Genomic DNA, 25842 nt, shown 5'->3' with positions numbered 1-25842 from the left:
GTTGAACAATCTATGGGTGACTAGTGTAGCCCGCATCACGTAGGTTTGTGAAGTGTGTCCCGTATCTGTGGATGGGTGGGACGTGAAAACACCCCCATCACGACGGTGATGGGGGTGCGGCTGCCTCGCGCCGGTGGGCTGGCGCTGCTAAGAGCTTCGCGTTTGAAGCTCGATGGTGCAGGATTCAGATTAGAACGGGAGGTTGACTCCCAGTGCCTGTGCTGCGGCCGGTGCGGCTGCGGCCAGCGCGCCTACGACGCCGAGGACGATGACGGCGATGCCTAGCCCGGAAGGCTTGCCGTCCTCGGAGGAGAGCTTGCCCTTGATGTCGTCGGAAGAGCTCTGATCCTCGCTGCTCTGGTCGCCCTTGCCTTCGTCGCTGCTGCCGGCGTCGCCGCCCTGGTTGCTGCTGCCGTTATCGCCTTCGGTGCCGGTGCTGGAGGTGGCGTTGGCGCTCTGGCCGGTGGTGTCTTCAGCGTTGGCGGCGGTGACGCCTGCGAGTGCGAGGGCGCCGGCCAGGGCTGCGGCGGTGAGGTTGCGGGAAATGCGCTTCATGTTTCTTACTCCTGGGGTTAGATCGGGAAAGTTTGGTCAACGCCGTATCAGACGATGTTGTCACCGTTAACTGATGTCGACTTCCCACATACTAACCAAGAAATAGTGAGGTAGGTCAAACTATTTCCAATTTTTAAGCTACTCCACGCAAATTTTCATGGTTGTGCCAGGGTGCGCTGGCTCGTCGGGTGGTGCTGGACCTTGCGGTGGTGGGATGAAACTTCCTGCGTGGTTCGGGTTTTGGGGCTTGCTTGCGTGCTAGTTCATCCGTTGAATCTTTTAACTTCCTCCAAGGGGTGCGGTGGGAAAGGTGGTGGCCCAACGGGCGTATAAAACCGCAAAAGCCGCGTCTCTCCACCCCGGTAGGGAAAGGAAGAGGCGCGGATGAGTTGCCTGTTGGCCCTAGGCCTTAAACCTCTTAGATGAAGAGCTTGCGGCGAGCAACGACAGCGCCAGCGGCGATCATCGCTGCGATTGCCAGTGCAGCGAGGCCGCGGGCAACGGTGTTGGAACCGGTCTCAGCGGAGATACCGCGGGACTGTGCTGGGGTCTGTGCGGCGGTGCCTTCAGCAACCTTGCCGCCCTGGGCGATGACCTCGTCCTTGTTCTCCTGCAGCATTTTCTCGGAAGCGGCCTTCTCCTCAGCGGAAGGAGCGTCCTTCTGAGCTGCCTCCTCGGACTTGACGTAGGTCTTGCCGTCCTTGGCCAGGTACCAGGTCACGCCGCCGATGATGAGGGCGGCCGGCAGAGCCAGCCAGGCCAGCTGCTTCTTGTCGAACTCGGCGCTGGTCGGCTCAGCCTCGGACTCGCCGTTGATCGGGTAGTCAACGGAAGACGGAGCGGTAGCCTCGCCGGTGGCTGCCATGTCCATGTCCGGGGCCATCACGCTGGTGGTGGTCGGTGCATCTTCCTCGGGTGCTTCGGCGTCAGCCGCCTGAGCCTGCTGCTGCTCCCAAGCCCACTGTGCCTGCTCTGCGGTCAGTTTGGTGGTTCCGTCCAACTCGCCGTTCTCGTTGCGGTGCTGGTAGCTACCGTCGGCCTGCTTCTGGTAGGTGACGCCATCGACCGTGAGTTCAGCCGGAGCCGGAATCTGGGCAGAGGCAACGGCGGTGCCGCCCAGTGCGAGGGAACCGGCCAGAACGGCTGCGGTCAGGGTGCGGTTGATGCGCTTCATAAGCTTCTCCTTGTGGGGTTTGTGAGGTATGTGAGAGGGATTCAACCCGACGTGAACCACAATAGCCACAACTTTCACATTAATCACACGGGTTTCGAGATTTCGCTCCGTAACATGGCTGATGCATTTCACGCCAAACGGGTGGCATGTTCGGTGGGTTGAGGTCCTCACGGGCGGCGCTACAAGGTCTGTTAACCTGCAAGAATAAGAACGGTCTTGTCGGTTGAGCTGCGAAAATGTTCGATAACTGCGCGTAGTGGCGGAAATCCCCCCGAACGGGGGATGCTGCACCAGGCTTAGCTCTGTTCTGCGGCAGGATCAGGAGCCTCGGTTACGCCCTCAAACTGCCATCCCACCACGGCATTGCGCACCGCAGCAGCCAAAGGGTTGGCCGGCTGGATGCAGCTGATAGTGAGAAGGCGACCGGGCTGGGCATCGGTGCCCCAGATGCTCTCATCCTGCTCAAGGCCGTCCTTCGACGGATCGTGCAGATCTGTTGCGGTGTACACCAGCCATTGCTCGCCGGAGTTCTGCGTGCGCAGGTATAACTTGTCGCCCACAGAGGCTTTGTGCTCGTCGGCGCTACCGTCATAGAGGTTATTGAACACCGCTGGTACTCCCGCACCGGTATGTCCGGCGACCACCACGACATCCTGTGCATCCGTGCCAGGGAGCGAATAGGGTTTATCCTCCGCGGTGTAGGTACAAGCCTTATTCATCGAGTCGGGGTTGATCTTGTTGTCTTTGATTCGACAGGAGCCTTCTTCAAACTCTGCGCGCACATCAATTGTCGGGATGTACATCTCCACCGCTGGGGAGGGTTCGATGACGGCGGCGGGCTCCGCAATCACATCGGTTGGTTGCGGCGCGGGCGCGTCTGGCTCCTTATTGATCTGAAGTGCGGCGACGATGCCGACGAGAACCATCGCCAAAATAAGGAGAACTCCCAACCCGCGACGGCTGATGGGCGTGCGAGGGCGCGGTGCTAGGTGCCGTGGTGCAGGGGCTGTCGTCTTCTTCGGCGTCGTTCGGGTCGGCGCTTGTTGGGCAGGGGCCGACGTTGAAGCGGATCGACGGGAAGGGGAAGTTGTCGACGGGGACGAAGCTAGGCGTTCTTGGCTGGGGTGGCGTCGCGGGCGGTAGGAAGGGCGCTCAGGGGCAGTGCTCTCGCGGTCAGAAGTGGAGCTGCGTCGGCGTGCGCGTTCGGCGCGCAGATCAATACGGATTCCTTCTTCTGGCAGGCGATAGCTATCGCGCTGTGTCGAGTAGCGAGAATCCATAGTGAGCTCCTGAAGAGAACGATAATTAGAAAGTTACAGTACTACTCGCTAAGTAACTATTCCGTATGCGCTCACTATGGCGGCAGGGGTAGTTGTGGCATTCCGGCCTGGGCTTTCGGCTTGGATGACTGGCAATGAGGAAGCCTTATTTGTGGCTAATGCCTTTCGTTGGCAGCGAGCTGAAAGCGCAGCGCGTAGGTGATGAGCCAGTGGGTGGACATGAAGTGGCCGTCGACAAGCTGCGGTTGCGCGCTGGCGGCGAGTGCATGGGCGCGGGGTAGGACGGAGGCGTCGAAATGCTCAGCGAGTTCAACGAGCATCCATGCTCTGGTCAGCGCTAGGCCGTAGAGGTGGGCCAGGCGGCCATCGGTTGGGTCAAGCACCTCCGGGATTTGTGTGAGAAATTCCAGCGCTTCGGTGCGGTGGGGAAGAAAGCCGTCGAACCATTGTGGGAAGTCTGGCAGCACGCGCGATATGAGCAGAGCTTCTGATAATCCGTTGGAGAGGAAATCGTGCCCGGACAGCTCCCACTCCAGCGGGTAGTTGTGGTCGTCGCGGAAAAGGCGGACAGCAGCCTCGCGCACCGAGCTCGCCAGTGAATCCAGCCCGAGTTTCTCCGCGGCCTCGAGGATGAGGAAAAGGTTGAAGGCTGTATTGGAATGCATGCCGTGCCGCACCGGTTGGTTGAGTGACCTAAGCCAGTCGTGGCAGTGCTGTGCGGTTAGCTCTACGAGCTTGTCCATCGCTTCGCCAGGCCGAACGGAGGCGAGCTGCAGCAGCCAGGCGCGCCCATAGGGCATTTCATATCCGGGGTGGGCGAGTAGGTAGTTGTATTCCGTGGTGAGGGCTTCTGCGCTGAGGCGATCGTCGAGAAGCGCGGCAAGTTCTTTGGGAGACTCGGGCCCGAGAATCTTGTTTAGCAGCGCGCCTGAGTACTGCATGTGGACGCTGGAGTGCCAGTCGAAGCAGCCATAGAAACTGGGGTGTAGCTCGCGCGGACGCACGTCGCAGTCTTCTGTGGAAGCGCTCGTGTGGTGCATCGCGGCGGGGAATTCGCGCTCGAGTGCGGCCATAATTGCTTTCGCCCAGGCGCTGGAACAAGTTTCTAGCGTGGTCATGCGTCAAGTATGGCAAAGCTGAAGGTGGGATGTGCGGTTCAGCGCAAACGTCGAACGTATATGCGAAATTGTGGTGTTGGTGTCCGGTCGCCCTCGTAGTCTTTAGGGCAGGCATCCAAGGGGTGGGGGATGTGTGGGTGTCTGAAATTGCTGGCAATGCTCTTCGTCTTTGGGGGTTGTCACTAACGAAGAAGGGGGAACTGTGGAGTTCTTGGAAAACAAGCCGACGACATTTAGTAAGAGACAAGTACATCGAATAGGTAGTGCGTTGCGCAATGGGGAACCGATTGATGAGGAACAGCTTGGGCTGTTCTTGGACCAGCAATCAGCTCTGTGTGAATCGATAATTCAGGAAGCGAGCAAGACTATGGCACAGCTTGATAATCAGTTGACGATGACTGCAGACTCTATCGTGGAGCCAGATTCAGACAGGTATTTCTTGAGTTCTCGCGTAAAAACGAGAGACACGTTGAGAGAGAAATTGAGTCGAATGCCGAGCTTCCCTTTAGAGAATATTCAGGATGTATCTGGCGTACGGATGGACGTCGATGTGACTCTAAAAGAACAAACTGTACTTGCGAAGCTTCTTTCGCGAGAGCTTGTGAAGGCTGGCGCGAGGAAAGTGGTTCTTCGGGACATGCGAGAGGAACCGCACTCGGGGTATCGCGCGGTGCACTTACACGTGATGTCAGAGGCCGGACGTGCAGAATTTCAGCTACGAACCGCGCTTCAGTCGCAGTGGGCAAACCTTTATGAAATGGCAGGAGACTTGTATGGAAGGGAAATCCGATACCTCGAATTCGGAGGAAGAATTCCGGCAGAATTTGAGATTGAGATCCGTGCTTTACATGAGGTATCCGAAGTCGTAAACAGGGTGGAAAAGCTCGTAGATATTCTTACCGAGCCTTTCGAAGGAAGCCTGCCTGTTGGCGCAACCCAAAAAGAGGCGCGTCAATTGCGGCGGAACATGTATAAGATGCTAGATAAATTAATCCATGAATTCGAAGAACGTCGAGTTCAACGTGACATGGAGGGAGAATAAGCCGATGCCAGCCTATCTGATTAAATACCATCGACCGACAGGTGCACTGGAAGTGACTGAGTATGATTCCCTGATAGAGGGAACCCGCGCTCGTCATAGACTGGATCAAGTAAATAAGGATCCTGATGTCGAGATTGTGGCGATTGGTGCTAAGAACTTAGAGTCCGTTCGGCACACGCATGCGCGCTACTTCTTCCGTGAGAAGACCGCGCCGCCGTATCCCTTTGTGGCTTAAAGCTCGAAGCTTTGAAGGGCGCAGTTGATGAAAGCTAGCCGCGAAGGATTTTCTCCATGGCCTTTCCTTTGGCTAGCTCGTCAACGAGCTTGTCCATGTACCGAATATTCTGCATCAGTGGGTCATCGATGTCTTGGACACGATGCCCGCAGATGCTGCCAGTGATGAGGGAGCGGGATGGGTTCAGGTGCGGGGCCTGCTCGAAGAAGTCCTCGAGGGTGACCTTTTGCTTCCGGACCCGTTCCAGCTCCTCAACCGAGTAGCCGGTAAGCCAAGTGATGACTTCGTGAAGCTCGCTGACAGTCCTGCCTTTGCGCTCTACCTTCTTAACGTAGTGCGGATAAATATCGGCGAAGGGAACGGAAAAGATGCGGTGAGACATGGGTGCAGTATATCGGTGGGCCTCATGGCGCGCGGCGGCCGTTCGTTGTCGCGGTTTAGCCGTGCCAGAGCGTCGAGATTGGCATTGCCCAGAGGTTTTCACCCATCGGCAAGACGTCCTTGCCTGTGTACAAGACAATTCCTGCGCGGAAAGAATCACCAGCTACCTGCTGAAGATAGCGCAGGCCAGCAAAGTCCTTCGGCTGGATCGACATTGCGGCTTTGACCTCCACGCCAACAACGTCCCGGGATCGTGATTCCAGCACAAGGTCAACCTCTTTGCCAGTAGAAGTCCGAAAGTGGAAGAGGCGATAATCAACTGATGACCATGCTTTCTGCTTCAGAAGCTCGTTGGCAACGAAGGCTTCGCATATGCCGCCGCTAAGCGTGCTGGAAATGTTCATCTCCAATGCCTCTGGCTCGAGGCCTGCCAGACTTGTGGCCAGTGCGGTATCCGAGAGGAAGACCTTAGGCTTAGAGATAGCTCGCTTCTCAAGATTTGTTCCCCATGATGGTAATTGGTTAATCAAGAAGACATCATTCAGAGCAGCTACATAGGTAGGGACTGAGCGTTCGGGAATGTCGAGTGCACGCCCAATGTGCGCCGCTACAAGTTCCGCGGTGCCTTGTGCAGCAAACTTGGCGAGAAGATTGTGTAAGCGGTCAGGGAATTGAATGCCGTAGAGCTCGGCAGCGTCTTTTGACAAGACTCGCTCAATATAAGCATCGAACCACCGGTGTTGCCGTCGCCGACTAGAATCCCTAAGTCCTGGAAAACTCGGCGTGCAGAAGAGCTGGAAGTAGTCAGCCCGGGAAAGGGCGGATGCGGGTTGTACGCTTGCATCTTTTAATGACCACATTCGGCCTGCAAAGTCTTCGTGGATACCTAAACGTTCGCCCACGCTGAGGCCGTGAAGGCGAATAGTTTCTGCGCGGCCAGCGAGAGATTCTTCAGCTCCTGTGAGACTGAGGAGGTTGGATGATCCGGTAAGGATAAAACGACCCGGCCGTCGATCTTCTTCGAGTGCGCCTTTAATCGCGCGAAACAGCTCTGGTGCGCGCTGAATTTCATCTATGGCTAGTGTCCCTTCGGGGAGCTGTCTGACAAAGCCGTCTGGATCTGCTTTCGCAGATACCAGCGAAGCGCTCTCATCAAGGTTAATGAATCTATGTTCCCTACCTTCGAGTAATTGATGGACAAGGGTGCTCTTTCCTACTTGGCGTGCGCCGGAAATAGTCAGCACAGGTGTATCTGACAGAACTTCTTCCGCCAGTTCTAGTGCGTTTCTATGCAGAAAAGAATGAGTCATGGCCGTCAATCTACCTGCGGTGTTGCGGTTCTGCAAGATGTTCATTGCGGTTCTGCAATGCTCTCGTTGCGGTTCTGCAAGGTTCTCATTGCCGTTCTGCAATGCTCGCGCTGCCGTTTGATCACGCTGTGGAACGCCAAAAAGAGGGCACCCGCAGCCGTCGTGAAACGGCTTGGGGTGCCCTCTTCTGTGAGGCCTGAGGAGGAGGGCTAGTCCCAGACGGGGGCGTCGCCAAGCTGCAGCTCGGAGTAGCGCGCCTCCGGAACGGTGGCGGAGTAGGGTTTGCCCACGGCCTCCCATTCCTGGTCGGCATTGCAACGCACGTCCTGGCCGTCGGTGTCGAGCATGGTAAAGCCCCACACCAGCTTGCCCTGGGAGTTTGCCGGCAGCGTGTACGGGCCAACCTCCTGGTTCAGCTTCCAGTGCTGCTCGTGCACGTAGTTGAAACCGTAGGTCTGGGTCAGAACCTTGGCCAGCTCGCCCTCGCCCTTGATGGAACCGGAGACCTCGATGGTCTGCGTGCGGGCCTGGGTCACGGTGTGGCTGACCGGCACGGGCTCATCATTTCGGTTGGCCACACTGGCGGCGTCGGTCTGCTTGAACCATCGGCGGGTGGCGGTGACGTAGGTGCCGTTCTCACCGGGCGTCGAGCAGTGCGTGCCCGGCTTGAAATCATCATTCCAGCGCTGCGGCAGCTCGAAGTCCCCGCCGAAGTCAGCGGCGTGGGCCACAGGAGCGGCCGCCAATAGGCTGAGCGCGGCGAAGGCGCTCGCGATGGACTTCTTCAGCACGTCTTAGCCCCAATCGTTGTTGTCGCGGGTGGAGACCTCCACGTGGCGCTCCTTCGGCAGGGTAGCGGTGAAGGTGCCACCGTTGGCCTGCCAGGTGTTATCGGAACCGCAGATGGTCTTCTGACCCTCGAAGTCGGAGACAACCCAGCCGGCGCGCATGACGGCGGTCTTGCCCGGAGCAATGTTGTACGGGCCGACCTGCTCGCCCACCTCGTAGGACTGGGAGTCGGTGTAGCTGGAGGAGAAGGTGAAGTTGATCAGATCCAGCAGCTTGAAGTCAACGCCGGCGGAAACGTTCCAGGTCTTGGTCTTGGTTTCCTTGATGGAGCGGGTGACCGGCAGCGGCTCGTCGTTGTAGTTGGACACGGTCCAGGAGCCGGCGGAGCCGTCGAAGTAGGTGCGCTTGATCTTAACGGTCTGGCCGGTGTCACCCGGGTTGGTGCAGTGCTCACCGATGGTGGTCGGGTTGGCCGGGCCCAGGTCACGTGCCGGGAGGGCGTTAGCAGCCGGGGTAGCGATCAGGCCGCAAGCGATGGCCACGGCGGCGGTGGTGGAAGCAATCTTGGTCTTGAACATGGTGATTTCTCCTTGGGAAGTAAAGGGGGATTAGTAGATGGTCTGGGTCGGGACTGGGAGTTCGCGGTACTCGTCCGGGGTGACGTCCTCGGTGCGAGTGGAGCCGTCCTTGCCCGTGATGGTGGCCTCCGCCCAGAAACCGCTGGGAGCGGTGGTCTGCTTGTAGTTGGAGGTCAGGCTGTACTTTCCGTCCTTACCGCAGTGGATTTCGCGGTAGTTGATACGGGTCATGGTGGTGCCGTACTCCACGCGGACGCGCTCACCAGGGGCCAGGTCGATGTGCTGCAGCTCGGTTCCCACCGGCATGTAGGCGCGCTTGACCGCGCCAACGGACTCCAGCCAGCCCTTCGGGATATCGCCGCGGTTGCCCTGCCAGTTGGTGTACGGTGCGTGCTCGGCGCCGACGACGAAATCGGTGACCGGCGCGTACTCATAGTCACCCTTGGACCAGTTGAGGAAGTCTGTGGAGTAGCCCGGCTTGCGGAAGGTCGGCTTCACCGCAGTGATGTCCAGCGGGTACCAGGAGCTATCGCGGCCTTCGCAGGTCTCGCCTTCCTTGGGCCAGGATGGGTCGCGCTGCAGGTCCTCGGAAGGCTGCATGATTTCATCCTTCTTCGGGTCCGCAATCTTCTCCAGGCTGGGGCCGGACACGGAGGTGTAGTTGCCCTCGATGGGCTTGGAGTTCGCGCCCGGGGAGCGGGAAGGAATCTCCATGGCGAGGTCCGAAATCGAACCATCCGCCTTGATGATGTAGGCAAAGGCATAGCGCTCAGCCGGGCCCTTGCCGCGGATGACGTTGGCGCCGGGCATGTTCTCTAGGCGGTCATCGTTGCAGCCGACGAACATGGAGATGAAGTCCTTTTCCACCACGCCGTATTCCACGCGGAAGGATTCGCCCGGCTTCAGGGTGACGGGGCCGAAGGTTTCCTTCTCCTGCCAGCCGTTGCTCAGCTTCAGTCCGATGTCGGACTTGGCGGTGGTGTCCCAGCCGGAAGGCATAGCGGCCTTGGAGTTGGCCTCAATCTTGTGGTTGGTGCCCGTTTCCACGGAGGCGGTGTACGGCACCTCCTGGTTCGTGGTGTTCTTAAACTGCAGGGTGCCGTCGCTCAAGTAGCGGCGGCCGGTCTCTGCGAAGTGCCACTCGGGAGTGGCGTTGTCTTCACCTGCTGCGCTGCAGCTCTTGTAGAGGTTGGTGATGGGGTAGGCCTGTGGCATGGGCGGAATGTTGGCCGCCTGTGCCGAGGGGGTAACTAATGCCGCGGTTGCCACCAGTGGTGCAAGCGCGCGCAGTCCCTTAGAGAGCACCTGTGTACCGTCCTTATATTTTATTAAGCGAAAAGTGAGAGATTTGTAGAATCCGCACTTATTTTAGGAGGCATGCAGGGGGTAGACAATGGATATAGAAAACGGCTTACGACGCTTGAAGAAAGTTAGTGGCGTTAAGTATTTGCTGGCCAGCCCATTGATCTTTCGTACACAAACTTCTGTATAACCCCGTGTGGGTGGGTCAGTGCAGACCCGGTCTCTTGACTTTATGGGATACGCGCACCGGTGGCCGGAAGAAGGGAAACCTTCTAATAGTCCACCGCATCACGCACAATAGGGCAGGTCATGCAGTGCCCGCCCCCGCGCCCGCGGCCCAACTCCGCCGAGCCGATCTCGACCACCTCAATGCCGGCGGCGCGCAGCTTCTTATTGGTGTGCTTGTTGCGGTCATAAGCCACCACCACGCCCGGTTCAATGGCCACGACGTTATTGGCGTCGTCCCACTGCTCGCGAGCGGCGGCATAGGTGTCCCCACCGGTTTCCACCACCTGCAGGCTCCTGACGCCAAGTGCCTTGGCGACGACCTCGAGGAAAGACTCGGTGGGCAGTTCGACGTCGAAAGGCGCCGTGCTTGTGGAGGGGTGCAACACGATGGGCCGGATAGTGTCCACGATCTTGGGGTAGGCGGTGACCTTATCGGCATCCAGGAAGGTGAGCACGGTGTCCAGGTGCATCGAGGCGCGGTCGGCGGCCATGGCGGCGATGATGATCTTCTCGGCCGCGCCTTCCTGGAATAGGCGCATGGCCAGCTGGCTTACTCCCTGCCAGGTGGTGCGCTCACCCATGCCGACGAGGACGATGCCCTTTCCGATCGGCATGATGTCCCCGCCCTCCAAGGAAGCCAGGCCTGGCTCCTCATCGGTATTTCCGTACCAGAACTGAAAATCCGCCTGCGCAAACCGTGGGTGGTAGTTATAAATCGCTCTGGTCAGCAGCGTTTCCTGGTGGCGCGCCGGCATGCGCATGGGGTTGAGCGAGACCCCGCCATAAATCCACGCCGAGTTATCCCGCGAGTACTGAGTGTTGGGCAGCGGGCGCAGCGCAAAAGCGGAAGGTCCGTAGACCTCACGCATGGCATCGATGGTTCCGTGGCCTAGGCCTTCCGGGATTTCGGCGAAGGGCAGCCCGCCGATGAGGAGCTCCGCCAGGCGTTTGTTAGACATGTCATCGAACCAGTGGCGCAGCTCGCCGCCGATGCCGACACCAACGTTCTTATCCAAAAGCTTGAAGTCCAGGATGAAATCACGCCCGCCCGGGGTGGCCAGGGTTTCCTCCAGGAGCGTGTGCATCTCCAGCACCTCGACGCCGTAGCTGCGCAGCTTGGCGACGAACTCTGCGTGATGCTTCTTGGCTTCGTCGACCCAGAGGACGTCGTCGAAAAGCAGCTCTCCGCAATTGCTGGGGGTCAGCCGCTCGTGCGCGAGCCCCGGCGCGCACACCATGACCTGGTGGAGCTTGCCAACCTCGGACCAAACGCCCAGCGGGGGAGTTGTCATGTGCGTGAACCTTTCTCGGTACGGGTGCGCTGTGCCATCCAGTTGCGTGGTGAGCAGCGGCACCCGGGGTGGTGATATGTGAACTAGACGACAATTCTAAGAAAAGTTCGAGCTTTTTCAAGCTACCGGAAGCCGAAGAAACCCCATGTAGGTGCAGGTTTTGCGACTGGACGCATACTATTATCCGCGTTTATTCACACGGCTCCGGCGCGCACATAGTGAGGTTCCACGCCGCGCTTGTCGACGCCTCTTCCTCCGCCACTGCGACAACACCTACGCTGGCAGGTGCTGCATTTCCCGGCGAGCCGGATGAATAACTTTGAGAGGAATGGAAACTCTGCGCGAATAGTAGAGATGTAAACGCGCGGGGGTAGGTGTGGCGTGCAGTCCGAGGGCGAGGGAGGCCTCGCTACTGGGCGTCGAAGTCCTCGGCTATGAGACTTGCCGCGTGCTCGCGGAGGTAGTCGCGTAAGTACGGCAAGGCGAAATCGACTTCGCCGTGGCCCGTGGTGGTGATCATTTCGGCGTCGAGAAGCCGGCGGCGATAGTTGCCTACATAAGAATCAGTCTTATTGAAGCGTGCCTTGATGTCCGCCATCTTGGAAGGGCCATCGCTTTGAGCCATGTAGACCAAAAAGCTTCGGTCGACGGGGGAGAGGTCCGACAGCGCTGGCTCATGAACAAGTTGGCCGAGCTTGCGCTGTGCTGTTGCGACTCCGCGCCGGGCAGCGTCGATAGAAATCTCGGTACCTCCGTCAGCGGTACGTTCCTTTTCCCTGAATGAGCACTGGCCGACGAGCTGGATCATGAATGGATATCCATGGCACGCCTCAACCGCGGTTTCCAAAGCGTCCTGTGACCATGAGGTGGCGGCGCTGTGAAGGGGTTCCTCCAGTGCTTCACGTACATCCGAATCGGAGACCCTGCCCAGCTCAATGCGGTTAGCGCGTCGAAGAAAGGTAACTGGATTGGTGTCGCCACGACTGTTCAGCTTCCCGGAAAGCAAAGGTCTAATTGAGGACGGGATGCCTGCCATGACAACGGAAATGTCCTCACCCTCGCGAACTAAATGTTGAATCGTGGCGCCGAACTCTATGAGCTCCTGGCTGCGTTGATGGTGCATTTCATCCAGTGTTACAAGAACCCCACCGGGCTCCTGGCGGGATTTCCGGTCGAGCTCACGTTTATAGGCCAGTAAATCCTTGAGCGCATTGCGGAGCGAGTACGTGGACTCTGCGATAGCTCGGGTATCCCAATTGAGCCCGCCTCCAATGCCGAGGATAGAGACGTTGAGGCCTTTGAGCTGTTTCCTCTCCTTAGCCAGAAGCTGAATAATGCTGCTACGCAGTCGCTCAACAAAACCGGTCGTTGCAGTGTCACTGAGCGTGAGCCAACCGCGCTCGAGCGCTTCGTCTTCGAAGGCATTAAGAAGGACTGTCTTGCCGATGCCGCGTGGTCCGATGATGAGTGAGATCCTCTCATGGGCACCAGGGCCTTCATCGAGTGCAAAACCGAAATCACGAATGGCATCGCTGCGGCCAACCAACAGCGGGGGAGTGGCGCCGAGAGTAGCCGTAAAAGGGTTGGTGTGTTTCGGATTCATGTCCCTCACTCTAGACCACAGAGCTTTTGAAGTCTTGTGAAGTTTATGAATTTTGTGAATTCTTTGAAGTTTATGAAGAGCTTTGAAGTTTGAAGAAGGGCCTGCGTCGCTATTAATAGGAGGCAGTGGCGCGGCATGGAGCGATTGGGAAAGAAGTTGGTTTACAAGTTCTTTGTAAGGAGCATCTTTGGCGCAAGGGATGCGCCCGGACATCGTCGTGGATGAAGCGAGTTTGGGGGAGCGAGCATCCGGCCGGTCGGAACAGAAAGCGAGTGCGTACTCACTCAGCAACATTTAACTGGCCACGTACTGTGAACGTATGACTCAGGACACTTTGGAACCCATATCGGCACTGCCGCGCGGTGAGTTCGCCTTCCCTGGCCCGCTTCGCGACGCCCTCGTCACCGCCATCCTGAACGGCACGAAAACCACTACGACGTCCTTGTTGGCCGAGCACCCGTGCGACCACGACCCGCGCGAGGACGTGGGCACTCTTGAGGCTGTCCTCGACTCACACGACAACGTGGTGTGCGTCATCCGCACCATCGAGGTCCAAGTCCGCCGGCTCGCCGACGTCAGCGACAAGCATGCCATCGCCGAGGGCGAAGGCTACACCGATGCCAGCGAATGGCGCGCCGGGCATGAAGAGTTCTGGTGTTCGCCCGATTTCGTTGAGTACATCGGAGAACTAGACATCAACGATGACACCCAGGTGGTGTGCCAGCGCTTTGCTGTTGATGGGCGGTACCCGGTTAAGGCATTGGAGCCGTGGGATTCCTGAAGGGGCATGCCCGCGAGCTAGGCGTATTCGTAGCTCGTGCCCAGCGGTAAACATCTGGACTGTGAATGTTCATCTAGATTTTGCCTCAAGGTCGGGGAACCTCTAGTCGCGATAGGCAGAATGCCTCTATGCGCAATCGTCACACCATTCTTGCTTTGACTGCTCTTCTTTCTCTCAACGCCTCTAACGCTATCGCTGCTGAATCGGACCCAGGCCAGGCGGCAGTAGCGACCGGAGACATTGTCTACTTCCAGGATATGAAGGAGTTCGAGCCCCGAACTTGGGATGACGGTAGTCACCAAGGCGGCATCGCTTACTTGGCAACTGCTCTGGAGAATATCCGTCAAGAAGAGGGCGACCCCATTGTCGCCTTTGGTGGAGAACTTGCTGCCGGCAGCCTGTTCGGCTCAGTCTTTCGCGGTGAGTCATTTGTAGAGGCTTTTAACGAACTCGGTGTGGACGTTGGCAATTTTGGCAACCACGACTTTGATTACGGTGTGGACCATACTCGTAGCCTTATCGAAAAGGCCGAGTTTCCATGGATTTCCAGCAATCTGACTACCCAGAATGGCGAGCCGATCAGCGAGGACGGAACCACGTTCACCGCTAAGTCTGGCGACCTCACCGTCGGGTTTGTTTCTCTTACTGCCGACCTTGATCGAACGGTAGCCGCCAAGGATGTGGTAGTGGGGGACTTCATTGATTCCGCACGCGCCGGGGTTAACAAGCTCCAAGAAGAAGGCGTCGATGCAATCGTTTTGCTGAGCCAGATTTCAAAAGAAGACACCACTCGGGTAATGGAAGAGATTCCCGAGCTTGCAGCAGCGCTGCGTGAAGAAAACGAGGCGCAATCACCGGAAGAAGTAACCTACACCGCAGATGGTCGGCCGATTGTCGCACCGCGCGCTGATTATGGAACGTTGGTTCACCTCGACATCACTGTTGACCGGTCCACACAGGAGAACACAGTGAAAGTAGTGAACCATCCGGTCAATCCATCGCTTAGGGCTAACGAAGAGTGGAAGACACGCAGCGAGAAACTCTACGGTGAATTAGACCGCCAACTGGGCGAGCAACTTGGTACTGCGACGCAGGCTTTATCAAAAGCAGAACTAGGTCCGTTGGTAGCGGATGCATACCGCGAACATTTCGATACCCAGCTCGGATGGCAGAACGGTGGCGGTCAGCGTGCCGACATGAAAGAAGGGACCTTGACCCGTCGCGATGCGCAATCGGTGCTTCCTTTTGGAAACTCACCAATCGCGATTCAAGCGACAGGCCCACAGATTAAAGATGCGCTGGAAAAGGGTATTGAATCCAACCCGGACGGTGGAAACGGCTTCCCACGAACTGCCGGATTCACGTTTGATTTCGACGCATCTGCGCCATTTGGCGAGCGTGTCACGGCGATAAAGCTCGATGATGGCACGTCAATGGGCATGAATGCCACCTATTCACTAGCCGTTAGCAACTACGTGGTAAATGGTGGCGACAAGATCGATTCATTCAGCGATGCGCGTGTTACTTCTACAGGCACGGCAATCGACGTCGATGTCTTCTCCGAGTTCATCAAGCGGCATGGTGAGCTCTTACCTTTGAAGACTCCCGATAAGTCAAACGGTCCAGCAAACGGTGGGAAGGCAGAAGAATCATCGATTGGATCTTCGCGAGGAGCAGCCGTTGCTATCGGGGTGATTGCCGCACTGGCGGGTGCTTTCGTCGCGTTTACTCCCAAGCCCGTACTGGAGGGGATTGTTCGCTACCTGAAGACCTTCTTGCCGGGCTCGTGGCAACTAAATCTTCCTTCGGATCGCTTCCCCTTGCAGGGACTGCATCAATAACCAGGGCATTTCAGTTCTACGGAGTCATTCCCACGTTTCAAAAGAGTGGCTGAGCTGCGAGTGTCGAGATATTTTTATCAGCCCAGTCGGTAGACCTCATAGTCGTCCGGCACTCCGGCGCCAGGAACGTGCTGCAGTCCGAGCTTCAAGGCTAGGGCAATCGAAGCCTCGTTGGTGGGGTCGATGATGGCGACGACGGGGAGCTGTGGGAAACGCTCGCGCGCACTGGCAATTGCAGCGGCTGCGGCCTCTTTTGCGTAGCCTTTGCCCTGCGATTCGGGTGCGAAGCGGTAGTAGAGGTTGAGTACTTCTTCACCAGCTTCCGCACTATGGCGCACGCCAGTAAATCCTATGGTCGTGCCATCGAGCGTGGATACCACGTAGTAGCCCAGCTGATTCTCGCGCCAGTTGGCCTGCCATGTGCGTGCCAACTCCGTGGCTTCCTCCCTGGTCTTCATAGCTAGGTCAGGGCGGTGTTCGTAAGTGCGGGCGTCCGAGTGGATGGCAAAGATGGCGTCTATGTCGGCATCAGTTGGTGCCGACAAACTGAGTCGGGGAGTGCGAAGAGTATGAATATCATTCATTGCGAGTCCTGAGGTTGAGAGCGGCGTTCGGCCAAGTTGTCTAATCTGCACACGCGTGGTGCCGTCGCTCTTGGTCGAAAGCTGCCTGGCTGCGTCGGTCAGAGAGGAAGCAACTTTGCCTTAGGCCTCCGAAAGGGGGTCGACTCCCGTTTGGACAGGCTCCTCAAGCGCTTCTTCCTCGAAGAATGACGAGTCTTCCACAGCGTTTCCTTCGCTGACATCGCGCTGAACCGTCTTCTTCAGAGCACCCTCAATGAGTGTGCAGAGTGATTCCCTTCGACGCTCGAAGAAAGCATCAAAGTTATCGCTGCGCAGTGCGTCGGGTGAAATGAGGTGTCCGCGCAGAACGTCGTCCACGCCGTCGGCATCGAAGCCTGATTCGCTCTCAACTTTGGTCAAGTATGCCGACGGGGCAACGCCACCGATGACACGGTTCGTGCGTGCGCTCAGCGTCGTCTTGTTGACGATTGACTCGCGGCGCTCGTTATCAATTCCGTTTTTCTTGCACCAGTCCTGAGGGAAAATATGGTGGATGTCTACGGCCATGTCCCTGTACTGGAATGCTCCGAATTGTTTTCCCTCGACCCAGTCTGTTGAGCCCTGTGCCATGATGAGTGCTGCGATGCCCTTATAGGCAGCGGCATTGCGGGTGCGCAAGGAATGAAGGCGGGATTCAGCGAAGGTAGCGTCCTGCACGGTGCGTGGGGCGGAAGTTTCTTCACCCATCGCCCAAGCAGGTACTCCTTCGAGGTCACGTACGAAGCGTGTCTCAATGGCAGCGCCATAGAGCTCGCCCAAGACTCCGCTCCAGAACCACTGCGTGATCTTTTCTTTCACGTGGTGTTTGTCTGCTTCCTTGCCAAGAACAACAGCAATGGCAGCAAGCGGAACCAATTGCTTCGGGTAGGGGACATCCCTGAACCGATAGATGTGCAGATCTGCGAGGAAGCCTGCCGCCCAGATGAATCCTTGACGCAGGGCGTCGCGCCAAGTGAGGTAGTCGTTCAACTCAAGCTTTAGAACGTCTTCCCTCTTGGCAGACAGGCCGACTTTGCGGCTTACCGAGGAGTGCTTGCTTCGCTCAAGAGTTGTCAGCATCGTGATTGCTTGGAGGAAGTCAGTGTTCTCCACCTTGTGGAGGACGTCATGTTCTTTCCACAGCTCCTTGGTCTCCACCCAGTCATCGTTGAGGCGGAAATCGCGCTGGTACTTGTCGTAGTACTCTGCATCGCCGGCAAACACCGCCGTGAGGAGCTCAAAAACGTTGAGAGGGAGTCCGCCAACATTGACCTTTTCGAAGACGGTGGCCACCGCTGCCTTGTCCGTCTGCTTGTCGAGCTCAATTGCGGGAATCTTGTATTCGTTGACCTGACGGATGATCCCATCGCTGAATGCGGTCATGAGCTCGGTATCACCCAACTTGCCAAACCATTCGAAAAGTCCCATCTGATCAAGCAGTAGCGAAACGGGGATGTAGCCCGCTTCGTGTTGCTTCTCCATGCTGCTCAGATCGAGCACGATATCGCGATTGAAGTTGGTTCGAATAACTCCATCAGCCGGTACCGAGATCACTGCTTCATCCAGCTCGAAGGGATCCTCAATAGACTTCTGGATATTGATGAAGTACCTGCGGTCGAGGCGCTTGCCGCGTGAGTCTTTGGTGTGAACAACACCATCACCCTTGAGGGCTTGGGTAAGCGATGTCAGTCGTTGCTGGCCGTCGAGAAGCAAGAACTTGGGCTCGGAAGTGGCAGTAGACTCGGTGCTTTCGATGGGCCGTGGCTTGAACCTGACAGAGGAATTGCCGGTTTCCAGCAACATGATGATGCCCAAAGGATGCCCACGGAAGATGGTTATGAGGAGCTGGCGGACGCGCTCGTCCTCCCACTTATACTTTCGCTGGAAATCGGGGAGCTGAATCTCTCCGTTCTCGGTATTGCGCATCAGCGCCGATAGTTGGTGCATGTTGGTGTTGAAACCCACCGGAGCCTCCTCTGTAGCGAATAGTCTTCTCCAGCATGCCTTAAAAGGGGCAAAGGGGGAGGAGAACTCTGGAGATTTATTTCAGCAAAAGGCTGCGTTTGGTGTTGGGCTTATCCAGGTGAAATGTTCTCGAACTCCTGAGCCGCAATCCTCCCAAAAGGTCCAGCCCCGCTGATGCCTTGGACTCCATGAGCCTTTCCGACTACTCCCAGCTCGCCCTCGATGTACCCATCTCCTGCTGTGATGAGCACTGGCTGGTCAGCAACGTCGCGCGCACCAGCGCATCTATGGGCAGCGGTTGGTGCTGCGCGATTACGGGATTGAAACCCGCGGCCGTGCCACCACGAAACTGCGCGTGAATTACCGCACGACTCGGCAGAACCTGGGCTATGCCACGGCGATTCTCGACGGTGCCGAGTGGGTGGATTCGGAAGAGAATATCGACGATCTGCATGGCTACCGTTCGGTGCGCCAGGGTCCTGCGCCGGTTGTCTTGAATTCTGCGAGCAAGGCGGAGGAGGCTGAGGCCTTGGCTGCGCGCATCCGGGACTGGACCTCCGGGGATGACGATGTCTCCATCGGTGTGCTCACCCGGACTAATGCCCGCAAGGATGAGATCGCCACGCAGTTGGGCGAGCTGGGCGTGGCGGTGAGCACTGGGCGGCGCACGTCCCGGGATCGCCCGGTGGCGGTGATGACGATGCACAACGCCAAGGGCTTGGAGTTCACGCACGTCATCTTGCTTGATGTAAGCCGCGAGGCGCTGCCGCAACGCTACCTGATGAAGGGGCTGGCACCGGCCGAGGCCGACGAGGCGCTGCAGCGCGAGCGGGCTTTGCTCTACGTGGCGGCCTCCCGCGCCCGCGATGTGCTCGTAGTGAGCGTGGTGGGGGAGGCCTCCGAGCTGTTGCCAGGTTAGGTTAGTCAGTTCTCTTCCTTTGCTTCCTTTCGCTGGAAGGAGCTGCATCACAATCGCAGGAGACGTATGATGTCTTATGACTCAAGTGAAAAGGTGAATAGGAAGGGTTCAAGACATGACTGCAAGCACACAGCTCCTGCACGGCGTTGTACCGCCGCTTCTGACTCCGTTTAACGAGGACTACTCCGTCGACATCGATACCCTCAAGCGTCAGGCCGAACGGCTGATTAAGGCTGGTGTTCATGGTCTGTTCGTTCTCGGTTCTTCAGGTGAGGTGGCTTTCCTTACACGAGAGCAGCGTAAGGAAGTCATTGCAACGGTGGCGGAACAGGCTCGCGGGCGAGTTCCGGTAGTTGCAGGCGTGATTGACATGACGACTCCGCGAGTCATTGAGCATATTGAAGATGCCGTCGCGCTCGGGGTCCAGGGTCTAGTTGCCACTGCCCCTTTTTATGTTCGTACTCACGATGTAGAAATTGCTGAGCACTTCCGACTTCTTCACGAAGCCGCGCCAGAGACTCCCATCTACGCGTACAATATTCCGGTCAGTGTTCACTCGGTACTGGATATTTCTACCCTTATTTCTCTCGCCAAGGAAGGTGTGCTCGCTGGCGTTAAAGATTCTGGCGGCAATGATGGATACACGCGTGCTCTGATTAGTGCCCGCGACAAGGCTGGGGTGAAAAACTTTGTGGTTTTAACTGGCTCGGAAACTACGGTCGACTTTGCTTACCTGGCAGGTGCCGATGGCGTGGTACCTGGTCTGGGCAACGTGGACCCGGTTTCCTACGTGAAGTTGCATGAGCTACTGGTGGACGGGGCGTATGCCGAGGCCGCGGAATTGCAGTCTAAGATTTGTGACCTTTTCACCATCGTTGGTGTGGGCGATGGGACCCGCATGGGCGGAAGCTCGCAAGGTCTCGGCAGCTTCAAGGCAGCGCTTCACCACCTGGGCGTCTTTCCGTCGGGGCTGATGTCCCGTCCGCACGTCGCTCTGAATGATGAGGAGCTGGCTAAGATTCATGAGATCGTCGATGCCGCTCAGGTGATCGAGCCCTAATTTCGCTGAACTACGACGAAACGAGTGAAGAGTGACTAGTACCCTTGCGCTTGATGTCGGTGCAACAAAGATTGGTTGGGGCTTCGTGTCTGATGAAGACCCAACGCAGGCAGTTGCGTTGGGAAAGATTCCTACCCAGCCGGCCGGGGCTTCGCCACAGGAGCAGATTAAGAAAGCCGTTCAGCTGGCGTTGGAAGAATCGGGCATTGCCCCGGCGCGAATCGGCATTGGTTCGCCAGGAGTGATTCAGGCACCTGAGGGACTCGTCACCTACAACGGGGACACCATTAAGAACTGGTCTGGTACCAATCTTCGTGAGGTCGCGAAAGAGGTTGTTGACCTTCCGTGTGCTGTTCACAATGATGTGAGAGTCTGGGCGTACGGAGAGCTGATGCTCGGAGCCGCGAGGGAGTTCCAGTCCGGCAGAGTCCTGTACCTTTCGTTGGGAACTGGTGTCGGTGGTGCGGTAAGCGATAACGGGAGTCTGCTCAGCGGACCTACCGGATCGGCCGGAGAGTTTTCGGAGCTCTTGTGCGCTGATTTCCGGGGCTTTGCGGACCGCGCCGAAAACATTATGAGCGGCAATAGCTTGGCTGCGTATTATGAAGAATTTTCTACGAACCCGGCGAGCGAGCGGGTGCAGTGGAAGGAACGGGCCCAGTTAGTGCTTCCCCTCGAAAAGGTCGTGGAAAGAATGAACCAGGGAGATGAACTCGCTTCCCGGATTATTCGAGGGAATTCTTATGGCCTTGGCCGTGCGGTGGCTGGTCTTGTTTCGGCTCTTGATCTTGATGCCGTTGTCTTGGGCGGCGGTGTGTGTCAGATTGGTGCCGCTGTGGAAGAACCATTCCGTCAGGCCATAGAGGATTTCGCATTGAAGCCGAATCGCTCCGTTGCAATTCGGGTTACTGAATCTCCGGCGACAGCACCGTTAGTGGGTGCAGCGGCTTTTGCTCGAGATAACGCTTTTTAGCACCGTTTATCTGCGATATATCCAGAAGAAGGCTCAGGTATATGTTTAGGTTTAAGAGTAGTGAACTGGCGGAACGCCGAGAAGAAGTCCAAGGGTTAATTCGAAACTCGGTGATTGTCTCGGTGCAAGCGCCAGATGGTCACCCAATGCGCGATACCCATACCTTGACGCATGTCGCTCGTGCGTGCGTTGAGGGAGGAAGCCGTGCAATCCGGTGTGGCGGGTATGGCGGCATCGAGGATGTCGAGGCAATCGCAGCTGCAGTAGATGTACCAGTTTTCGGCCTTACAAAGGAGGGGAGTGAGGGGGTTTATATCACGCCAACTGTAGAGTCCGTCCGTCGATTGGCTGAGGCAGGGGCAGCTGTTATCTGTGCAGATGCCACGGATCGCCCTAGGCCTGATGGCTCAAGCTTTTCTGATCTTGTCGCAGAGTGTCACCGGCTTAATGTCTTGTCAATGGCCGATTGTTCAACCCCGGAAGAAATGCAGCAGGCGCACCACACGGGGGCGGATATCATTTCAACGACGCTGGCCGGCTATACAGAATTCCGGAGCAAGACTGAAGGTCCGGATCTTGAATGCTTGGCAGAGGGGCGACGGCTCTGTGGTGAAGATGCTTTTTTGATAGGCGAAGGCAGGTTTGCCTCGCGCGATGATGTGGCTGCAGGAAAGCGCGCTGGCGCCGATGCAATCATCATTGGCACTGCCATCACAGATCCTGCCTGGATTACGCGGAGCTTCAATAGCTGACGCGGATTGTCACAGCGAAGTCAGCAGAGGCTCGTAATGCCTGAGTACAGACTCTTGATACTTCTTCAGGTCATTGTTCTGTAGAGCATCGACGATGTCTTGGTGCGCGCGAACCGTCCTGCTGAAGTCCTGTGGTTCTTCCAACTTGCGAAGTGGAATGACGTTCATGTGCACTTGCCAAAAGGCATCATTGAGCTCACGGATGATCGGGTTATCAATTTCGGAAAGCAGCACCTGATGGAACTCCCGATCCTCTTCGGCAAAGTTTAGGCCCTGCTTCCGCTTGGCTGACATCTTTTCCACGATGATGCTCAACTGCTCTAGCTTCGAGGGGTCGAGTTTGGCTGTGATTTCTTGCCCGATAGCAAGATCAATCGCCTGCCGGATTTCCACTACATCACGAAGTGTTTCAAGGTTGTCATCAGCGTCGAGAGTCGCTCGAAAAATGAGTCCTTGAACTAGAGCTTTGAGGGACGTGCTGGAGACAAACGTTCCTGTTCCGTGCCTGACGTCGACGATATCTAGCGTCGTTAGGATTCTGATGGCCTCTCGGACAGAGGAGCGAGAGAAGCCAAGCTCTTCGCAGAGCTCTGATTCGGTTGGCAAAGTGTCCCCGGGCTTGAGGGCGTTGTCCCGAATGTATTGTTTGATGCCTTCTACAGCCTGCTGGGTGGTTGAGGCAGGGCGATGTGTGGCTTCACTGAATCCCCACGTTCCGGTGTGCACTGGTTAATCCCTCTTTTCTTTTCGATATATCTTAAGCCTTCCACGTTGGCGGGGTACTTAAAGGATGAGCGCTGCGGGGGAGTAGCACTCCGCTCTGACGATCAGGGGTAGACGGCTATATCTTAAATCCCTTCAAACATCAGACGTCTGATGTATTGTATCTTCTAACATGCTTTGTTGCACAGACAAATTAGAGAGTGATTTAGCTCTCTATATCGAAAGCCCTGAAGGGAAGGCCAAATGCAATCATTCGGAACACTCAACTGGATAGTTCTGATCCTCTATCTCCTGGGAATGCTTCTTGTCGGCGCTTATTTTGCGCGTAGGGCCGGCAGTGATCAGGACGAATTCTTCAAAGCGGGTGGCAGGATTCCTGGCTGGGCGGCAGGATTCTCAATCTATGCCACGACGCTGTCTGCCATCACGTTTATGTCCACTCCGGAAAAGGCGTATCTGACTGACTGGGCTTACTCGGCTGGTAACCTCGCTATTTTTGCCATTGTTCCAATTTTGATCGGTTACTATGTTCCGTTCTTCAGGAAGCTGGATGTCACTACGGCCTACGAATACCTCGAGGAGAGATTCTCCGTAGCCCTCCGAGTCCTCGGCTCGCTCCTCTTCGTTCTTTATCACGTCGGGCGCATCGCCATCGTTATCTATTTGCCAACATTGGCGATCACGTCGGTGGCAGATATCAACCCGCTGGTCGTCGCCGCGTTTGTAGGCGCTCTTTGTATTGTGTACACCTTCCTGGGAGGCATGGAAGGCGTGATTTGGTCTGATGTGATTCAGGGTGTCCTGCTGCTGGCTGGCGCTGCAGCGGTAGTGCTGACGGCCATGGCTATGACTCCCGACGGATTTAGCGGTGCGGTGGTTAACGCCGCTGAAGAAGGAAAGTTCTACTCAGCGGACAACTTCACCACGAATGCAGTCTTCTCCTCGATACCATTCATCTTTATCGGAAATGTACTGAACAGCTTGCACCAGTACACCTCTTCTCAGGACGTCGTTCAGCGCTACCAAACGACTCCTACGATTCAAGCGACGAAGAAGTCTCTCATCGTCAACGGAATTCTGGCGCTGATAACTATTCCGCTGTTCTACGGGATGGGAACGGCTTTGTATAACTTCTACGAAGCGAAGGGTGGTCTGCCTGAGGGAGTCAACACTTCTGCTGTAGTGCCGTATTTCATTCTTTCGGAGCTGCCTGCAGGCATTGCCGGACTCTTGATTGCTGCCATCTTGGCGGCTGCGCAATCGACAATTTCTTCTTCGCTCAACTCGATTTCCGCGTGCGTTGTCATGGATATCTATAACCGCTTCTCCCCGAAGGAAGCGTCGGTTACTTTCTCTCGCCTGGTCATCATCGTTGCCGGAACCTTCGGATTGGCCGTTGCGCTGTATCTCATCATTACCAACCAGTCGGACCTGTGGGACCTGTTCCTCGCGATCACCGGTCTTTTTGGAGTTCCGCTCACTGCGGTATTTGTCTTGGGTATCTTTACGAAGTCCGCAAATTCCAATGGCGTTCTCATCGGGCTCCTTTGCGGAGCGATTGCTGCGTACTTCGCTGGAAAGCTGGACCAAGGCCCATTCTTGGTCTCGATTGTCGCGTTCGTAGGAACTCTCGTTATCGGCTATCTGGCATCCTTCATCTTCCGGAAATCGGACCAGCACGACATCACGGGCTTGACTATTTACGGAAAGGACCTTGAGTACACGCGGCGTAGCGCCATGCAAACGCCTGTTGCTTAAATCAAGTAAGTTAAGCCCACGCAGCGTGAGTTGTTGCTCTCCGTGGGGTACATCTCGCATGGCCGCGGCGTGCTCGTAACGAGTGTGGAGGGGCTTCGACGCTGTTGCTGTGGTCGGTGGGGTTGCCGCCTCTGGACCGGTGTCCCAGTAGTTGTGCTTCAAGCAGCTTCATCCTGATGCTTCAAGGAAACGTGGAGGATTTCTTCGATGACCGTTGCAATAACGCCCGGTGTTCCTGGATTTATGGTCCGCCAATTCTCGCTGCCAAGGACTGGAAGGAGCCTTAAAGAGTTGTCAAGGGGGTGGCTATCGGCGACAAGTAGTTCGCCCCAATCCTCTTGGTGTAGGGATAAATAGGCAGGGGAGTGGGAGTTCACAATTATTTGCTGCAGGGGATTGTCCGAGCCCACTTGGTGGCGTGAATCGACAGCCAACTCATGCAGGAGCGTATACATAGCGCGAAGCTTGTCAGGATAAATGCCGTTTTCTGGTTCTTCGAAGCATAAAACGTCGTTCGTGCTGGGGTCGATGGCGAGGAGACCCAGGACGATAAAACGCAGTGTTCCATCCGAGAGCGCACGCGCGGGAAGCAGCGGTGCATTGCCAATTTCTGCTTGAAGCGTGATCAATTGACGCGAGCTGTCGATGTCGAGGTCAATCGAGCGAACATCAACGAGATCGAGGAGCGTGTCTTCTAATTGAACAGTTGCTTGATCGCCGATTTCCTGTGTGAGGCGGGCGAGGGTCGCCGGGAGGTTGGCGCCGCGGGCATCGACGCTTGACGGATCACTCATCGCGCTCGGAGCACGCATCGCACTCGGTTCAAGGCCCAGTAGCTTCCATGTGGAGAGTTCTCTGCGTACTGCAGCAATTGCTGGGTAATCCGCGCTGCGCCCGTAGACGGATAGAACCGTGGAGCGAACTTCCTTCAGGGGAAGGTGCGGATTGCGCCCCCGTCTGCCCGACTTAACCTCGATAGAGTCTTCGGCCGTTGTCTTAATGAACGCCGGACGGCCACCGGTGCTTTTAATAGCAGTCTTGCGAAATGCTTCTGCAGCCCAGGGGTGCCTCTCACGAGCATCCTTTTGGGTGAGTGCCGTGAGATCCTCACGGACAAGTTCGATGGTTCGCACGACTTGATCCGCAGTGAATTCCTGCTCGACGAGTTGGAACTCAAGCTCGTACCGCAGGAAAGTCGTGGTGATTTCTACTTCTTGTCCGAAGTCATCTCGAAAAGTCGCGGGGACGATCATCTCGGCGGCAAACGTGATCGAGTTCGTGTCGTTGCCAAAGATTTCGCTGATATCGCCACGCAGACCGCGGAGATTGGCGGCGGCATCGTTGAGAGAGGCATTAGCTGTTGAGCCGAAGAAAGAAATTGCGTCGAAGATATTTGACTTGCCGACAGCATTGCGGCCCACGATGCAGGTGTAAGGGCCGAGATCGACGCTGAAATTCTTGAGGTTCTTGAAACCATCAACTTCGAGTCGCGTGAGCATGGAGTCCACTATAGCGTGCAGCGAGTGAACACCCAGGGGCGCAGGATGAGCCGCCTAACTGCGCCCCTTTCGGGTTTTAGAT

General features: G+C 56.8%; 24 protein-coding genes. 9 read left to right on the top strand and 15 right to left on the bottom strand.

Translation table 11 applies throughout. From position 1 onward, the window contains the following. Positions 1 to 189: 189 nt before the first annotated feature. The 4 genes from HMPREF2822_RS08155 to HMPREF2822_RS08135 all read right to left on the bottom strand — a co-directional run bounded on the left by HMPREF2822_RS08155 (position 190) and on the right by HMPREF2822_RS08135 (position 4127). On the bottom strand, positions 190 to 555 hold the full coding sequence (locus HMPREF2822_RS08155; protein ID WP_070523508.1) for a hypothetical protein: 366 nt from the start codon (positions 553 to 555) through the stop codon (positions 190 to 192). Between the two features lie 418 nt (positions 556 to 973). Then, on the bottom strand, positions 974 to 1729 hold the full coding sequence (locus tag HMPREF2822_RS08150) for a hypothetical protein (protein WP_070523505.1): 756 nt from the start codon (positions 1727 to 1729) through the stop codon (positions 974 to 976). A gap of 296 nt (positions 1730 to 2025) precedes the next feature. Beyond that, the gene (locus tag HMPREF2822_RS13680) at positions 2026 to 3009 is read right to left on the bottom strand and encodes a sortase family protein (RefSeq protein WP_232755633.1); all 984 of its coding nucleotides are present in this window, start codon (positions 3007 to 3009) and stop codon (positions 2026 to 2028) included. A gap of 155 nt (positions 3010 to 3164) precedes the next feature. Next, the gene (locus HMPREF2822_RS08135) at positions 3165 to 4127 is read right to left on the bottom strand and encodes a DUF2891 family protein (protein WP_070523497.1); all 963 of its coding nucleotides are present in this window, start codon (positions 4125 to 4127) and stop codon (positions 3165 to 3167) included. Positions 4128 to 4329: 202 nt separating this feature from the next. Here HMPREF2822_RS08135 and HMPREF2822_RS08130 point away from each other — a divergent pair, with 202 nt between their 5' ends. Next, on the top strand, positions 4330 to 5169 hold the full coding sequence (locus HMPREF2822_RS08130; RefSeq protein ID WP_070523495.1) for a nucleotidyltransferase family protein: 840 nt from the start codon (positions 4330 to 4332) through the stop codon (positions 5167 to 5169). Between the two features lie 52 nt (positions 5170 to 5221). Continuing rightward, positions 5222 to 5404 carry a hypothetical protein gene (locus tag HMPREF2822_RS08125; protein WP_232755631.1) on the top strand — a complete coding sequence of 61 codons (183 nt, stop codon included), beginning with the start codon at positions 5222 to 5224 and terminating at the stop codon, positions 5402 to 5404. 34 nt (positions 5405 to 5438) lie between these two features. On the opposite strand, the gene HMPREF2822_RS08120 is transcribed toward HMPREF2822_RS08125, so the two are convergent. From HMPREF2822_RS08120 to HMPREF2822_RS08090, 7 genes are all read right to left on the bottom strand, one after another. Next, positions 5439 to 5786 carry a DUF2200 domain-containing protein gene (locus HMPREF2822_RS08120; protein WP_070523489.1) on the bottom strand — a complete coding sequence of 116 codons (348 nt, stop codon included), beginning with the start codon at positions 5784 to 5786 and terminating at the stop codon, positions 5439 to 5441. Between the two features lie 55 nt (positions 5787 to 5841). Continuing rightward, on the bottom strand, positions 5842 to 7095 hold the full coding sequence (locus tag HMPREF2822_RS08115; protein ID WP_070523578.1) for an ATP-binding protein: 1254 nt from the start codon (positions 7093 to 7095) through the stop codon (positions 5842 to 5844). Between the two features lie 209 nt (positions 7096 to 7304). Further along, positions 7305 to 7886 (bottom strand): hypothetical protein, encoded by a 582-nt coding sequence (locus HMPREF2822_RS08110; RefSeq protein ID WP_070523486.1) that lies wholly within the window; start codon positions 7884 to 7886, stop codon positions 7305 to 7307. 3 nt (positions 7887 to 7889) lie between these two features. Then, positions 7890 to 8462 (bottom strand): hypothetical protein, encoded by a 573-nt coding sequence (locus tag HMPREF2822_RS08105; RefSeq protein WP_070523482.1) that lies wholly within the window; start codon positions 8460 to 8462, stop codon positions 7890 to 7892. A gap of 30 nt (positions 8463 to 8492) precedes the next feature. Then, a complete protein-coding gene (locus HMPREF2822_RS08100; protein WP_070523479.1) occupies positions 8493 to 9767 on the bottom strand; it encodes a hypothetical protein in 1275 nt (424 codons plus the stop codon). A 269-nt stretch (positions 9768 to 10036) separates the two neighbouring features. Beyond that, the gene (locus tag HMPREF2822_RS08095; RefSeq protein WP_070523476.1) at positions 10037 to 11284 is read right to left on the bottom strand and encodes an arginine deiminase; all 1248 of its coding nucleotides are present in this window, start codon (positions 11282 to 11284) and stop codon (positions 10037 to 10039) included. A gap of 409 nt (positions 11285 to 11693) precedes the next feature. Further along, complete coding sequence (locus HMPREF2822_RS08090) at positions 11694 to 12887, bottom strand: ATP-binding protein (RefSeq protein WP_083306827.1); 1194 nt, start codon at positions 12885 to 12887, stop codon at positions 11694 to 11696. 319 nt (positions 12888 to 13206) lie between these two features. Between HMPREF2822_RS08090 and HMPREF2822_RS08085 the strand changes: the two genes are divergently transcribed. After that, positions 13207 to 13668, top strand: coding sequence for an ASCH domain-containing protein (locus HMPREF2822_RS08085; RefSeq protein WP_070523473.1), 462 nt, complete (start codon positions 13207 to 13209; stop codon positions 13666 to 13668). Between the two features lie 128 nt (positions 13669 to 13796). Continuing rightward, positions 13797 to 15509 (top strand): bifunctional metallophosphatase/5'-nucleotidase, encoded by a 1713-nt coding sequence (locus tag HMPREF2822_RS08080; RefSeq protein WP_070523470.1) that lies wholly within the window; start codon positions 13797 to 13799, stop codon positions 15507 to 15509. Positions 15510 to 15586: 77 nt separating this feature from the next. On the opposite strand, the gene HMPREF2822_RS08075 is transcribed toward HMPREF2822_RS08080, so the two are convergent. Then, positions 15587 to 16093: a GNAT family N-acetyltransferase gene (locus tag HMPREF2822_RS08075; RefSeq protein WP_070523467.1), complete on the bottom strand. Its 507-nt coding sequence runs from the start codon at positions 16091 to 16093 to the stop codon at positions 15587 to 15589. Between the two features lie 120 nt (positions 16094 to 16213). Beyond that, entirely contained in the window at positions 16214 to 18076 is a 1863-nt protein-coding gene (locus HMPREF2822_RS08070; RefSeq protein ID WP_070523463.1) for a GmrSD restriction endonuclease domain-containing protein, read from the bottom strand. Between the two features lie 301 nt (positions 18077 to 18377). Between HMPREF2822_RS08070 and HMPREF2822_RS08065 the strand changes: the two genes are divergently transcribed. The 4 genes from HMPREF2822_RS08065 to HMPREF2822_RS08050 all read left to right on the top strand — a co-directional run bounded on the left by HMPREF2822_RS08065 (position 18378) and on the right by HMPREF2822_RS08050 (position 21780). Beyond that, a complete protein-coding gene (locus HMPREF2822_RS08065) occupies positions 18378 to 18995 on the top strand; it encodes a 3'-5' exonuclease (protein WP_070523460.1) in 618 nt (205 codons plus the stop codon). A gap of 115 nt (positions 18996 to 19110) precedes the next feature. Beyond that, a complete protein-coding gene (locus tag HMPREF2822_RS08060; protein ID WP_070523457.1) occupies positions 19111 to 20055 on the top strand; it encodes a dihydrodipicolinate synthase family protein in 945 nt (314 codons plus the stop codon). 31 nt (positions 20056 to 20086) lie between these two features. Then, positions 20087 to 21028, top strand: a complete 942-nt coding sequence (locus tag HMPREF2822_RS08055) for an ROK family protein (protein WP_070523454.1) — start codon at positions 20087 to 20089, stop codon at positions 21026 to 21028. A 41-nt stretch (positions 21029 to 21069) separates the two neighbouring features. Continuing rightward, the gene (locus HMPREF2822_RS08050; protein ID WP_070523451.1) at positions 21070 to 21780 is read left to right on the top strand and encodes an N-acetylmannosamine-6-phosphate 2-epimerase; all 711 of its coding nucleotides are present in this window, start codon (positions 21070 to 21072) and stop codon (positions 21778 to 21780) included. Between the two features lie 9 nt (positions 21781 to 21789). Here HMPREF2822_RS08050 and HMPREF2822_RS08045 read toward each other — a convergent pair whose 3' ends face one another. Next, positions 21790 to 22506 (bottom strand): FadR/GntR family transcriptional regulator, encoded by a 717-nt coding sequence (locus tag HMPREF2822_RS08045; RefSeq protein ID WP_070523448.1) that lies wholly within the window; start codon positions 22504 to 22506, stop codon positions 21790 to 21792. A 240-nt stretch (positions 22507 to 22746) separates the two neighbouring features. On the opposite strand from HMPREF2822_RS08045, the gene HMPREF2822_RS08040 reads away from it, so the two are divergent. Next, positions 22747 to 24261, top strand: coding sequence for a sodium:solute symporter family protein (locus HMPREF2822_RS08040; protein ID WP_070523444.1), 1515 nt, complete (start codon positions 22747 to 22749; stop codon positions 24259 to 24261). A gap of 158 nt (positions 24262 to 24419) precedes the next feature. Here HMPREF2822_RS08040 and HMPREF2822_RS08035 read toward each other — a convergent pair whose 3' ends face one another. After that, on the bottom strand, positions 24420 to 25760 hold the full coding sequence (locus tag HMPREF2822_RS08035) for an AAA family ATPase (RefSeq protein WP_070523436.1): 1341 nt from the start codon (positions 25758 to 25760) through the stop codon (positions 24420 to 24422). Positions 25761 to 25842: the final 82 nt, after the last annotated feature.

The sequence above is a fragment of the Corynebacterium sp. HMSC062E11 genome, from assembly GCF_001811845.1.
Taxonomy (GTDB): domain Bacteria; phylum Actinomycetota; class Actinomycetes; order Mycobacteriales; family Mycobacteriaceae; genus Corynebacterium; species Corynebacterium hesseae.
Note: the sequence above shows the minus strand (reverse complement) of the source record. Positions and strands in the feature narration are given on the sequence as shown.